General features: G+C 69.2%; 13 protein-coding genes. 8 read left to right on the top strand and 5 right to left on the bottom strand.

The window, feature by feature from the left end:
- Positions 1 to 28 precede the first annotated feature (28 nt).
- Together EF387_RS33250 and EF387_RS33245 are read left to right on the top strand one after the other, a co-directional pair.
- The gene (locus tag EF387_RS33250) at positions 29 to 298 is read left to right on the top strand and encodes a hypothetical protein (RefSeq protein ID WP_128380379.1); all 270 of its coding nucleotides are present in this window, start codon (positions 29 to 31) and stop codon (positions 296 to 298) included.
- A gap of 94 nt (positions 299 to 392) precedes the next feature.
- Positions 393 to 1,040, top strand: coding sequence for a hypothetical protein (locus EF387_RS33245; RefSeq protein WP_128380378.1), 648 nt, complete (start codon positions 393 to 395; stop codon positions 1,038 to 1,040).
- Positions 1,041 to 1,054: 14 nt separating this feature from the next.
- Here the strand turns inward: EF387_RS33245 and EF387_RS33240 are convergent, their stop codons facing one another.
- Positions 1,055 to 1,441 carry a hypothetical protein gene (locus tag EF387_RS33240; protein WP_128380377.1) on the bottom strand — a complete coding sequence of 129 codons (387 nt, stop codon included), beginning with the start codon at positions 1,439 to 1,441 and terminating at the stop codon, positions 1,055 to 1,057.
- A 71-nt stretch (positions 1,442 to 1,512) separates the two neighbouring features.
- A complete protein-coding gene (locus EF387_RS33235) occupies positions 1,513 to 1,863 on the bottom strand; it encodes a hypothetical protein (RefSeq protein WP_128380459.1) in 351 nt (116 codons plus the stop codon).
- Between the two features lie 233 nt (positions 1,864 to 2,096).
- On the opposite strand from EF387_RS33235, the gene EF387_RS33230 reads away from it, so the two are divergent.
- The 3 genes from EF387_RS33230 to EF387_RS33220 all read left to right on the top strand — a co-directional run bounded on the left by EF387_RS33230 (position 2,097) and on the right by EF387_RS33220 (position 5,476).
- Complete coding sequence (locus EF387_RS33230; protein ID WP_128380376.1) at positions 2,097 to 2,630, top strand: hypothetical protein; 534 nt, start codon at positions 2,097 to 2,099, stop codon at positions 2,628 to 2,630.
- A gap of 195 nt (positions 2,631 to 2,825) precedes the next feature.
- Positions 2,826 to 4,454: a pentapeptide repeat-containing protein gene (locus EF387_RS33225; RefSeq protein WP_162467253.1), complete on the top strand. Its 1,629-nt coding sequence runs from the start codon at positions 2,826 to 2,828 to the stop codon at positions 4,452 to 4,454.
- 140 nt (positions 4,455 to 4,594) lie between these two features.
- Entirely contained in the window at positions 4,595 to 5,476 is an 882-nt protein-coding gene (locus EF387_RS33220; RefSeq protein ID WP_128380374.1) for a GNAT family N-acetyltransferase, read from the top strand.
- 67 nt (positions 5,477 to 5,543) lie between these two features.
- Here the strand turns inward: EF387_RS33220 and EF387_RS33215 are convergent, their stop codons facing one another.
- Entirely contained in the window at positions 5,544 to 8,231 is a 2,688-nt protein-coding gene (locus EF387_RS33215; RefSeq protein ID WP_128380373.1) for an ATP/GTP-binding protein, read from the bottom strand.
- A 139-nt stretch (positions 8,232 to 8,370) separates the two neighbouring features.
- Here EF387_RS33215 and EF387_RS33210 point away from each other — a divergent pair, with 139 nt between their 5' ends.
- Complete coding sequence (locus EF387_RS33210; RefSeq protein WP_202918443.1) at positions 8,371 to 8,703, top strand: hypothetical protein; 333 nt, start codon at positions 8,371 to 8,373, stop codon at positions 8,701 to 8,703.
- A gap of 32 nt (positions 8,704 to 8,735) precedes the next feature.
- On the opposite strand, the gene EF387_RS33205 is transcribed toward EF387_RS33210, so the two are convergent.
- A complete protein-coding gene (locus EF387_RS33205; protein ID WP_420802650.1) occupies positions 8,736 to 10,511 on the bottom strand; it encodes a zeta toxin family protein in 1,776 nt (591 codons plus the stop codon).
- A 162-nt stretch (positions 10,512 to 10,673) separates the two neighbouring features.
- Entirely contained in the window at positions 10,674 to 11,087 is a 414-nt protein-coding gene (locus tag EF387_RS33200) for a DUF4357 domain-containing protein (protein WP_238431849.1), read from the bottom strand.
- A gap of 714 nt (positions 11,088 to 11,801) precedes the next feature.
- On the opposite strand from EF387_RS33200, the gene EF387_RS33195 reads away from it, so the two are divergent.
- Both EF387_RS33195 and EF387_RS48710 read left to right on the top strand, forming a co-directional pair.
- Positions 11,802 to 12,005, top strand: coding sequence for a hypothetical protein (locus tag EF387_RS33195; RefSeq protein WP_128380370.1), 204 nt, complete (start codon positions 11,802 to 11,804; stop codon positions 12,003 to 12,005).
- A 116-nt stretch (positions 12,006 to 12,121) separates the two neighbouring features.
- Complete coding sequence (locus tag EF387_RS48710) at positions 12,122 to 12,895, top strand: DUF6083 domain-containing protein (RefSeq protein WP_238431839.1); 774 nt, start codon at positions 12,122 to 12,124, stop codon at positions 12,893 to 12,895.
- Positions 12,896 to 13,005 lie beyond the last annotated feature (110 nt).

The raw sequence follows: 13,005 nt of genomic DNA, 5'->3' as shown, positions 1-13,005 counted from the left end.
GCAAGCCACTTATGTAAAAGTTCTTCGCATGCCCCCTCAGCGACGCGATCGGCACAGAGACCCAGGTCTGACCGTCCGTCCCGACGCCACCCTGAAACAGCAGGCCACGCAGGCGCTAAGCGACCGCGACCGAGAGATGAAGGCCTTCGTCGTGGCGTGCCTCAGCGCGCTGGTCGCTGACCCGGACGGCTTCCTGGAGCAGCTCAACGAGCACTGGCCTGCAGAAAAGCCCCGCGGCCGACCACGAAAGGCCACCTCGCCGTTGACCGACGCCGACGAGACAGACGACGCCCCGTGAACTGACCGGCTTCTTCTCCGGGCCTCCGCCGCTGCGCTGTTCGCGGGCGAAGGTGGCCTGTACGCCGCGCGCTCCGGCCCGACAAGATGGCCCGATGATCGAACTCCCGCCCGTGCCCGGCCGGATCGCCGGTCTCCCCCGCGATCCCCGCGGCTACCCCGTGCCCGCCGAAAACCTCTGGCTGCGTGGCAAACCTGAACTGGCCGTGCAGGACTTCCGCCGATGTGGCGCGCTGTACGCCCACGGGTGCTGCGCGGTCTGCGGCCTCCCCCTCACTCCCGGGGAGAGCCTCTACCGGCTGTTCGCGCAGGATGACGCCGAACAGACCGTTGCGCAGAACGCGTGCAAGCGCACGGACGGTCCCGGACACCGTGACTGCATGATCTTCTCGGGTGCGGTCTGTCCCTTCTTCGCCACGGCCGGTGCCCGCCGAGGCCGGGAGACCCGCGAAACTCCCAAGGGAACACCCCGTGGCACTACGGCGGCCCTGCTGGGTTTCGAGGCCGTACACATCGCGGTCGACCAGGAGCCGCCGCACCAGGTGTGGTTCCACTACGGCGGCGTCCAGGAGCACATCGCCTTCACCGGCGGAGAGGAGATGGCGGCCTTGCTGACCGAGACCGAGCCGCCGCGCGGCCCCGCCGTCATCCGCAAGTACTGGAAGACCGAGCCCGAGGTGAAACGCGTCTGGGCACAGACGCTGAAGCTGGCCCGCCGGCACGGCACCTCGATGCGCGGCTGACCTCGCCGGGCCGCCTATCCCTTCCGGTCGTGTCCCGTCCCGCTTTCCCGAAGCCGCGGATCGCCGCTGACGGCCCGCCACCACTCCTCGGTCTGGTTCATCCCGGGCTCGTGATCAACCGTCATGTCGAGCACCCAGCAGGAGTGATCCTCGTCTGGGTGATCCCAGCGCCAGTTCAGCGAGACGATCAGGGTGAGCGGATACTCGGCCATCCAGGACCCGGCGGCGTGCAGGACATCCGACTCCTCCGAGCCGGAGAAGGTGACCACCTCAAGGGTGTGCATGTGGCTGGTCTGCTTGACCGGGCCGTGGGTGAACGCCGCCTCGCCCTGGCGGCCGGTCACGATCCGCGTCACCCGTTCGCGGCCGCCGCCGTCCGTCTCTTCACGGTGATCAGTCATGACCGCGATTCTCCCGAGCATCGCCCACCCTTGCGCGACGTGATGCAGCTCCACCGCCAGCGCAGGTTCGCTCATACCGGGATTCTGCCGCCAGTAGCCCCGGTGGCCACCAGTTCAGGAAAACGCCGCTCCCAGCACGTGCGCACCAGCTTGCCCACGGCGATCCGCAACCGCGGCCAGTGCCACACGAGCAGCTCGGCATTGAGGTAGCCGGTCAGGTCGTCGCGCAGCCCGCTCGTGAGCACAATGCGATACAGGCCCACCAGGAGCTTCTCGTCACTCACCTCAAAGCGCCTGAGCCCCGACCACGCAAGATGCAGGGGCAGCTCCACCGTCCCTGTCTCAGGTCCGGACAGCTCCTCAAGATGCGCGGGCAGACGCTCGGCCACATGAGCCCAACGGGAAGCGGAGGCACGGTGCATGGGCACGGCTTCAGTATGGGCCCTGGTGGAAGGACTCATCTCCCAGCGGTGGAAGCCAGGTCTGCCAGCGTCCAGTCCGTGCCCTCCGGCCCAGTTGAAGGCCGCCCCAGGCCGCACAACCGCCGCACTCCACAGGAGCTCGCAACGGCTCGATGCAGTCTTGCTCGCCCCGCAGCCGGACAGAAAAGATCAACTCGAACCGACCGCGACACCACGAAGACGAAGAGGGGGAGATGACGGTGACCAACTCGCCGCTGTCACCGGCCGGATGGCTCGTGCTGGGATTGCCCTGGCCGACCGAGACTCGCGACGGCTGGGGAGAGTGCGCGGTGGCCATCGCGCCGACGATGATCCCTCGCTCTCTCGTCAGCAAGGGTGCCGGCATCGTGCTCGACCTCTCCACTGGTCTGGCCCGTGAGCCGAACGACGGCCCGGGCGAGGCCGTGTTCTTTTCGGACGTCACGCTGTGGCTCGACAAGCAGGGCAAGGACTGGGGCGACCTCGGCATCGACTACGAGGCCGTCATCGACGAGCTCCTGGACGCGCAGGTCCCGCAGCTGTACCTCACCCTCACGCAGAAGGCCCACGCCATCCTGTGTGACGCCAGCCGCGAAGGCCTGCGCCTGCACTACACCAACGGCGACGTCGAACACGTCACCCCGCAGGTCCGCCAGAACGTGCGCGACGGCATTGTCCAGAGTCTGAAGCGGGACTGGCCGCCCTACATCCAGAGCCTCATCGACAGCGGCGCCCTGCAGACCCGGTGAGCCTGATACAACAGGGCCTCCCCATCCTGGCCTTCCTGGCCCAGGACCCCCGGCTTCGCTGGCCTGCCTGCGGGGTCCCGGGCGACCACGGCGCCTGCTTCGGTGTGCCGTGGGCGCCGTACGACCGGTGCCTGGCCCAATCTCGAACCGGATGAGCGACACCAGGAGCTCGGGGCGTTATCGCCCGGCGCCGCGGTGGACTGCCGCGGTGTCCCCTTCACCCGCGGACTGCTGGAAGAGCTCAAGACGGCGGTCGACAACACCTTCGGCGAGGCCCTGTTCGGCCGCGCCCGCTTCCCCGAACTAGCCGACTTCACCTCCGTCACGTTCACTGGCGAGGCCTTCTTCTGGCTCGCCCACTTCGAAGAAGACGCCCGGTTCTACGAGGTCACCTTCAACGGCGACGCCGTCTTCGAGGAAGCCGTCTTCCAGCTGGGAGCCGCCTTCGAGCACGCGGACTTCCAAGGCACCGCCTGGTTCCAGGACACCCTCTTCGGCTCGGACGCCGACTTCGACCACGCCAAATTCGCGCGCGATGCACTGTTCTCCCGCGCCCAACTGCTCGGCGAGGCCGCCTTCCACGCCGTGACATTCACCAGCGACGCCGTATTCGTCTCAGCAGAAGTCGAAGGGAGAGCAGGGTTCTTCGAATCGGCGTTCGGCCGCGACGCCATATTCGCCGGGGCCCGCTTCAAAGACGACGTCGCCTTCCCCGACACGACGTTCAACGGGCCCCTCGTGGGCCCCATCGTCTGCGGAGGCCAACTGGACCTGACCCAAGCCGTCCTCACCTGCCCCATCCGCATACGGATCGCCGCCGCGCACATCCTCCTGCAGGCCGCGCAGATCAACACGGCGCTCACTCTCGACGTCCGCTACGCCGACATCAACCTGCTGGACGCCGTGCTCTCCCAGCCCGTCGCCATAAACTTCCACCCCCGGCCCTTCCCCTTCAACAACGACCTGATCCCCGAAGAACCGCTGACCGGACAAGATCCACAGCCGTCTATCGCCACGCTGGCGGGCGTAGACGTCTCCTTCCTCGCGCTGTCCGGAGTGGACTTGTCCGACTGCCTGTTCACCGGCGCCCACCACCTCGACCAGCTTCGCTTCGAAGGCCACGTCCCCTTCGCCGACCCGCCGGCCCCCTGGACCCGCCGCCGGACCATCGCCGAAGAACACCACTGGCGCGCCCTGCCCCTTCCCGGCCGCCGTTCCGCACAGACCCGCGGCTGGGAACCCGGCCCCGCCCACCCCGATCCGGCCGCGACCCCCGGGCCCAAGGACCTGGCCGCCACCTACCGGCAGTTGCGCAAGGCCCTGGAAGACGGCAAGAACGAGCCCGGCGCCGCCGACTTCTACTTCGGCGAGATGGAGATGCGCCGCCTCGACCGCGACACGCCCTTCGGCGAGCGCCTCCTGCTACACGCCTACTGGCTGGTCTCCGGCTACGGCCTGCGCGCCTCCCGCGCCCTGGCCGCGCTCGGCGTCGCCATCACCCTGACCATGGTGCTGATGGTGCTGTGGGGCCTGCCCGATCCGACGCCGAAACAGACAGCGACCGGCACCATGCCCTCCCCTAGCAACCGGATCCACCTGGTACTCGACAAGGCCGACCCCACCCTGTCCGGACCCCTCAGCCAACGCTGGACCCTCAAACGAGCGGAGAAAGCCGGCCACGTCGTACTCAACTCCGTCGTCTTCCGCTCCAGCGACCAGGACCTCACCACCGCCGGCACCTGGATCGAGATGTTCAGCCGGTTCAGCGAGCCCATCCTCCTCGGACTCGCCGCTCTTGCAGCACGCGGCAGAATCAAACGCTAAGGACACCAAGTGCACGTGGGCGGCTACTCGTCCGGCCTAACGGCGGGGACCCCGCCACCGCCTTTGTCGTTGGGCGGGGCATGGGAAGAGCGTCACGGGCAAGGGCGGCGGTTCGGGCACAGCGTGCTGAGGCTGGAGGAATGCTGATCCGCGAGCCCCGGCTCGCTGACGAGGCCGCGGTGCGCAAGCTGCTGGGGCGGGTGGAGTTCACTGGTCCGGACGACGCTGAGGAGATCGCCTGCCTCGCGGCCAGGAATCACCGGCTCGACCCCGCCTGCGGGGTGCGGGGTGCCTGGGTCGCCGAGGCCCGGCGGGGCGACGTCGTGGCCGTGGTCGCCGCAGCGCCGCCCCTGGGGTGGGTCGGCTCCATAAAGTACATGAGCCCTGAGCACCGGTCGTGGGTTGTGAACCAGGTGGTGGACATTGAGGCGTTGTCCGTGGCGCCCGAGGCCGGCGGCCGCCGTCTGGGGCATCGCCTGATCGAGAGGGCCAGCGCGTACTACCGCGGTCTCGGATACCGGCTGATGATGGGCACCTTCACCACCAGCAGCCCTTTCCTCACGGCGTACTACCGGCAGGCCGGTTTCACCGTGCTGGAGCCGGGCGAGAGCATCGTCATCTACGACCCGCTCGGCATGGCCCTCCACCGTCCTTCCGCCCCGCACGTGGTGCAGGGGTGGAAGGCGCTTCACCCCGATGTCGCGGTCGTCGACACGTACTTGCCCGACGGGACACCCATCAAGCTGATCACCGAGGTCCTGGTGCCGCAGGACGGCGAGCCGGAGGCCGTCCTCAACGACGACGGGACCCTGACACTCAAGAAGGACGGGGCCAGCCACACCTTCGAGGCCGAGACCGCCGACAAGATGCGGCAGATGTTCCAGACCCCGGTGACCCAGCAGGAGGTGGCGGCGATCGCCGAGGAAGCCGCGCGGTACGGGATCGAGCCTGTCGTCGCCGCCCGGCTGCGCAAGGCCTCGGGGTACTCGCTGCGCGAGCTTGTCGGCACATACTCACACTGATGACCAGCGGTGGAATTGGCTCGACACACCGACCAGGTCAGGAAGCCGGGGACGGCCTGGGGCAGTCTCACCCCGGCCAGTATCCGAGGTGGTGCTGGCGGGCGGTGACCAGGGAGCGCCAGCGGGCACGGACGGTGGGTTCATCGTCGAGCCACTGTATGGCCGACTCGCCGGGCTGGGGCAGGTCGCCCATGGCAGTTGCGATGTGGATGTAGTAGGTGAAGTCGCCGTTCGCGGTTGCCTCGCGTAGACGGTCGATGGTGGAAGTCAGGGCGTCTTGTGCGCCGCGTACGGCGTGGTGGAAGGCGAGGGCGGTCTCCAGGAGCGGGGTGAGCCAGGCGAGCCCGGCGACGGTGATCTCGGTGCGCAGCACGGTGGCGCGGTCGGTGACGTCGTTGGTGCCGGCGTCGCGTACGAGGGTGGCGACCTGGGCGAGGAGAGTGGTGGCCCGCTGGTCGAGTTGGCCGAGGAGCTGGTGGGCGAGGGCGAGTTCGTCGTCGGCGCGGGCCGGGTCGGTGAAGGCGCAGGCCAGGGAGAGGAGGGTCTGGGCGATGGCCCGCTCGCCCGGGGCGTCGTGCTGTTCAGCTTCCGTCCGTGCGGCGTCGAACGCGGCGATGGCATGGACCATGTCGCCGTGGGGGAAGCGGATATGGCCCAGGACGCGGTGGTGGCGGCCCTTCCAGCCCAGGGTGGGGATGGCGGCGAGCGCGGTGGGGAAGTCGCCGCGGATGCGGGCGAGGTTGGCCAGGCCGCGGCGGGCGCGCGGAGCGAGCCGGCCGTCTGCGTTGGCGACCTGGCGGTAGCCGTCGAGGGCGGCGTCGGTGCGGCCGAGGTCCTTGTGGGCCTTGGCGCGGTAATACAAGGCGAGTTCGGTGAGCTCGCCGGACAGCAGACCGGAGTCCAGGACGGCGGTGAGGCGCTCGGCGGTGCGTTCGCGGTGCTCGTGCTGGCGGCGGGCGATGGCGGCGAGAAGCTCGGCCAGGGCGTCGGCGGGCGTGTCCGGCCCCGGCTGGTGTGCGGCGTTGCCGGGCGCGGGCTGCTGGGTGGGTGGGGCGATGGGCTCCCAGACGGAGTCGTCGGTGTAGGCGTAGGCGGCGTCGGTGAGCCAGTCGAGGTCATCGAGGCGATGGTCTCGGGCCAGGCGCAGACCCTGGCGCAGGCACGCGACGAGCAGAATCCGGCCGGGAACGACGGTCTCGGCATCCTGCCATTGCCGGCCGAGGGCGGCGAGTGCGCGCACGGCGGCCTGGTGCCAGTCGGCGGGGGTCCACTGGTCCTCGGTGTGGTCGTCGGCTGTGCGCAGCGCGGTGCGGATGGCGCCGTGCAGGTGATACGGCCAGGTCGCTTGCGGGTCCTCGCTGATCATCGGTCGTTCGATGAGTCGGCGAGCCGCTGACTGATGGGTGAGGCCGGCGGCCTGGGTGGCCAGGTCCAGGTCCCAGGCGTCCAACAGGCTGGCACTGCGCAGGACGTGGCGTTCGTCGGTGGTCAGGTCCGAAAGGGTGCGCGCGATGAGGGCGGGGAAGGTGTGATCGAAGTCGGCCGACACGGGAGTGCGGCCGGTACGACGGATCTCCAGGAATCGGCTGACGGCCAGGTCCAGGTGCAGGGGCAGGCCGTGCGAACGCTCGGTGATGACCTCGCGGATTTCCGGGCTGATCAGCGGCTGGCCGTCCTGGGTGAGGCGGCGGGCGAGGTGGTCGTCGCAGTCGCGCGGGGAGAGGTCCCCGATCAGATACTGGCGGGCGCCGCCCTGCCCTGCGGTCGAAGCCGGCTGCTGGGTGTCCAGGCCGGGCCAGGCTGCCGGACCGGTGTAATCCAGTTGGCCCTGCAAGGCGGGATTGGCCCAGGGCAGACGGTTGCGGCCGCTGACGACGAAGAACGCGTTCGGCATCAGCCACACGAGCCGCTGTAGCAGGCGCTCGGTATCGCGGTGGCGGTCGCCCGTGTCCTCGAAAGTGTCCAGCAGGATGGCTGGCACCACCGAGTGCTTCGCGGGCAGGCGGCTGATTTCCCATGCCAGCAGGTGCGGATAGTAGGAGAGCGCCTCCAGGTCGGGTTCGATCTCCAGCAGATCGGCGGTCCTCTTGCAGCCGGCCAGAGCCCGCGCCCGCTCGCGCCGCTCGCGAAGTGCCGTGATGAGCGCCGACGCGACCTGCCCGGCGGCCGAGCCGACCAGACCAGGCAGTTGCAGGGCGCTGACGGCCTCGCTGACCGCGCCCTGAACCTGCTGCGGCAGCATCTGCCCGAACTTCCCCGCTAGGCCGGTGCGCCGAACGTACTCCTCGAGCGGCTCGCCGGGGTGCTGCGCGTCCCAGTAGCGGCGCAGCGCCAGGTCGAAGCTGGGCAGGGGGCGGCCGATGTGGGCTGCAAGGGCGAGGCGGACCGTGAGTAAGACGCGTTCGTAGTCCGACCCGTTCGATGCCGAGCGGGCCAGGTCGATACGGACCGGCAGGATTCGCTTGCCTGCCCAGGCGGGCTCGCCCCACTGGACGGGACGCTGCTCGGCGTCGGTGAGCGACGCCTCGATCTTGCGCAGCAGGGTCGACTTCCCGACCCCGCCCACCCCGTGGAACACGATCACGTTGTTGCGGGGCGCCTCCAGATCCTCGACGTCGAAGCCCGAGGCGGCGATGTGTCGCAGGTGCTCCTCGATGGCGGTGGCGACGAGGTGCCACTGGGCCTGACGGTTGGTGAATGCCTCGTTGCTGCCCACGGGGTCATTGGAGCTGAACAGCGCACGAAGGTCGGCCATGTGACGAAGTCCCCCCAGAAGTGATCACCTGAGACCCAATCTATGCCGCGTACCGTGACCGGCCACAGGCCAGGTCCAGCCCAACACCGAAAATGATCTTTTCGCCGTTGGTACCCGACACCCCGGAGGTGGTCTTCCTATGCACGACTCCGCATCGCCCTCGCCGTCGTCCCCCGATCCGCAATCCCCGTCAGGGCCGGCCCCGGGCCCGGGTGACGAGAACACGGTCGGGGCTGAGGACGCGCGCCAGATCGTGGGCGCCGTCATCGCCTGGTACAACCGGCAACTGCTGCTCGCTCGGCGCTCTGACGACCAGCAGCGTTTGGATGAGCTGACGAGGCAGCGCCAGAAGTGCGTGGAGGACCAGGCACGGCTCCAGGACGCTGGGCCTGAGGAGATCACGCGTATCGCCGACTTCTACACCGGACGTCTCACGGAACTGGAAGCCTCCGAGCCGCCCGCTGAGGCATAGCCGGAGCGGGCCTGAGAGCCACCGCGACAGGCCTAAACGGGCACGGGCAGCGCGGCCGCGGGGGCGTACGTCGGCAGATGGCGCGGCTGCTGGGCAGGCATCAGCGGGCACGCCAGCGCGCCGATCGCGATGAGGTCGTCGCGGTACTGCGGCATCGCCGCGAGCAGCCAGCGCTGCGTGGCCCAGAACCGGGCGGCCTCCTCCAGGGTGTAGGGGCGGGCCTGCTCCGCGACCAGGGCGAGTTCGGCGGCGGGACGCCCCGCCCAACGCCCCTGCCCATCCTGTGCGTTGCGATACAGCGGGTGAGTATCGCGCCGCATCACCAGGACCTCGTCGACGACCGACAGCTGCTCCGCCATCGCCACCACCTGAGGCAGGACCGCGAAGTGGGCGTCGTGCCCGACCACGGTGGTGAACCGGGCGGGCACGCCCCGTCGGCTCACCTTTGTGTAGCGGGCGGCCGTGCCCTGCCGCGAATCGGCCGCGCGCACCGCCAGGACCACCAGCTCCACCCGGTAGCCGGCCTGCCGGTACAGGGACGCGTCGGCGACGAACCCGGCGGCGCTGGACGGGGTGACCTCAATGACCACGTCCCCACGCCGCTCGCGCACGTACGCCTCGGCCTGCGCCTGCCAGGCCCGGTAGTCAGCTCGGATCCGCGCGGAAGCCGTACGCGGCTCCTCACGCAACAGTTGCAGGTAGTCCGGGTGGGAGAACTTGAAATCGTCGCCCGTGATGTGGGCCGGGCTGCGCAAGGTACGGCGGACCATCTGAGCGGCCCGGGTCTTGCCCGCGCCGGGCTGGCCCACCACGTACACCGCGACCGGTTTCTCCTGCGGCGTGATCCGCCCCAGCAGGGACGGCACGATCAACTCATCAAAAACCCACTTGTGTTCATCTGCTGAGAGCCGGTGGTAATCGACCCCAGGCGCCTCCCGGCGAGGCTGTGCGATCCGCCGGACCGGCTCGGCCAAGGCGGCCGCACGCTCGGCATCACGTCGCACCGCCAGCGACCAGTCCTCCGGCAGCTTGTGGTCGTACACGCGTCGGTCGGCGTCGGCGAGCTGACGGCGGAACAGTCCCGTCTCCCTGGCGTCCCACGGGCGCTTGCGCTCAGCGAGCACCGCCTCTGCCGCGCCCTCCGGGCGGCACCAGACCCCGTCTGGGCCGAGGTCGTTGCTGTACATGACCTCCAGTGCCTCGGCGGCACGCCGTACGACGAAGACCCGGTCCACCAGGTGCGCGGTCTCCACCATGCGGAGGGTGTCGACCAGCGCGGCCGCGCACGCGTCGTGGTTGTCCCAGGAGACGTACCGGGCCCTGCCCTCATCGGCGAGACGCAGATACCGGTCCAAAACGCCGAGCTGGCTGACGGCCTCGGGCACCGCCAAGGCCACGACCTCGATGCGGTAGCCCGCCTGCCGGTACGCGGCCACCTCGTTCAAAAACCCCTGCGCGTCGGGCAAGGGCGCCTCCACCACCGCGTCATAGCGGTCGGCCCGCACCCGAGCCTCCACTTCGGCCTGCCACCTGTAGGTCTCCGGCCGCACCCGTACCCCAGCGGTGCGCACGTCCTCGCCGAGGAAGTCGGCGTAGCGGGGGTGGACATCCTTGTAGACGTCGCGGTCCACCCGCACCGCACCGCCTCGCCGCTCGAGCGCTCGGTGCACCAGGTCGACGACCAACGTCTTGCCGCTGCCCGGCTGCCCGGCGACAAACACCACGACCGGGCACCGTTGAGATACCACCCCGCCCAAAGCGCTGGGCAGGACAACGTCGGCCAAGACCTCCTCGGACCAGTCCCCCACCGAAGCGGTCGTAGCAGACGTGGCCAGACCTGTCCCCGGCCGCTGGACCGGGGGTTTCACAGGCCGGGGCCGACTCGCCGAACTCACGTACTCCTCCACGCACGGGCTGCTGCTGGGACATCAAAGTGAGGGAGAGAACCCGGCTCAGGCCGGGCCAGTTGGTCAAAGCTGCTGAAGTTGCGTACGCAGCGCATCGAGGGTCTGGCCAGCAGCGGTCCGCCAAAGTGCCCACCCGTTCGACGCCGTGCCAGTCACAGCCGAAGCCGCCTTCGACGGCGAGGTAAACGGCACCGCCTTCCCCTCGACGATCAGCCGCCCGTCAGCGGCCACCGTCGCCACCGCCTCCCGACCCGCCCGCGGCTGCTGAAACGACAAGGTGTCCCCGGCCTTCAACAGACCCTTCAGTAGCAACTCGGCAAGCGGGCCCTGCGGAGCGACGGCACGCCCCTCACCAGAGAAACCACCGTCATGCGCGTTGTCGGGTGCGACGTCGACCGACAAGGTGATATGGACCGTTTCATCCGGCCCGGCAGCCGCCAGACGGGCCACCAAGGATGAGTCGAAGTGCAGGCTCACGGTCGGCAACGCGTGTCTCCTTTGAACGGCAACATCACACCGATCACTACTCTACCTCAGAGCACTCAGGAGAACTCTGGATCACTCGTATCTAAAGAATTCAGCAGAACATGGCTGACCGGCCCGCGCACAGTTCCGACCCGGACCACCTCACATCCTCGGCGCCGGACACTCGTCTCCTGCGAGACAACTCCCCAGCTACAGCGCGGCGGAAGGGGCGGGGTAGGCGACCGGCAAGGTGAACCGTGGCTGCTACGGGGTGGAGTGCAGTGCTCGGCAGTTCGCTCGTACGCCTGCTGGACCACATGGGAAACACAGCCCAGGCTTCGGCTTGAACGCGTGTGCGTGTCGCGGGTGTTGGTGCTTGACCCGCCCGCTACAGTGCTCAGCGACACGCGCGAACTCGGGACCCCGACGTGCCCGGGTCGGCCGACACCAAGGCGCCCCCAAGCGGGCTTGAGCCTAATTGCGCTGTCCCTTGATTGCGTGGCTGTTGTTGCGTAGCCCGGGGCATGCCCCGCGAGCTTGATCGTTGAGCCCACGCCCCACTGACACCGAGCAGACCAGGATGAACAGCCACAGGACGGCCCTGGCAAGGCAGCGAGACCAGTGAACGTCGGCACGGCCTCAGCAAGATCCCACGTACACAAACGTGGTGGTCGGGCTGAGGGCCGTACACCCTGGGTCCGGCCGCTGGAAAGGGCATCCGGACCGTTGAAGTTCAACCCGTCGTTCGGCGTCAAGGTTCTGCTGGTCGTGATCTGCGCACTGGTCTCGATAATCGTGGCCACCGGCGCTGGCATCCTCACCTACACCACCGGCTCGTCGCTGGCCGAGGCCGTGCTGTCCGCAGGAGGAGCCTTCGCGGTATCCATGGGACTCGGGCTTACGACCCTGGCCGCGCTCAGCATCGTGTGAAGAACGCCCCGGCCGGCCTCGTGCGCAGCCGACTCACTGGTCGACGTGCGTCACAGCCGTCGGGGCTTCACCGCGCAGGAAGTCGCCGCTGAGAGTCTTCGCGCGGCCCCTCATTCATGCTGAACACTTGCCGCAAGGGCGCGGCTTCCGGCTCTCAGCCGTCGCGCGGCGCGTCGCCCGCACCACTGTGGCACCGCCGCTACGTTGAACGCGTGCCTTCCAAGTACGCAGACCTCGGGACCCCGACAGCCTGCCCGCGCTGCGGGGACACCGTACGACGCCACACCGACCCGGACGGCGTCCCAGTCGACCTCGACATCCGCGAGGCCCCCACCCGGCTTGCGCCAGGAGGCCTGCGCTGGCGTGTCACCGGCAACGGCACCGCCGTCAACCTCGGTTGGGCCGACCCAACCGACACCGTACGCGTTGCGCACCAGGACGTCTGCACAACCAGCCCGCGGTCCGATATGGCCAAGCTCCTGGCCTACTGGCGCACTGGCGCATCCCGTGCGGCCACCCAGGCCGCCCTTGAAGCGCTCCAGCCGGACGTGTCCCACCTGCGCCGCACCCCCAACAGGCGGGAGGTGCGAAGCGTCGCCTGCCCTCAGTGCGGTGTCGCAGCAGGACAAGCATGCCGCGCCCCGGACGGCGCCACCCGGTACGTCAATCACCAGCGGCGTGTCACCGCCTACCACGCCGACCGACACCGCAGCATCCCCGGCCCTCAGGTCGGCGGGCAGCATCGGCTGCAGCCGCCCCGCGAACACGTCCGCACCGTGCCCTGCCCCCGATGCTCCTCCCCCGCGCACGCTCCCTGCACCGGCGCAAAGGGCAAAGAACGCACCTCCCACCATTTCGAACGCGTCGCAGCCTTCACAGCCTCACACTGACCGCGCCAGCGCGCGAACCGCCTTGCCATCGGACCCCGTTCGGGACAGGCCGGAAGAGCAGAGGCTGGTCCCCCTCAGTTCCCGGACGTGCACTTCAACGGAGAGACCCG

This window comes from Streptomyces cavernae (assembly GCF_004023625.1).
Lineage (GTDB): Bacteria > Actinomycetota > Actinomycetes > Streptomycetales > Streptomycetaceae > Streptomyces > Streptomyces cavernae.
This window is presented reverse-complemented; position numbering and strand designations above follow the sequence as displayed.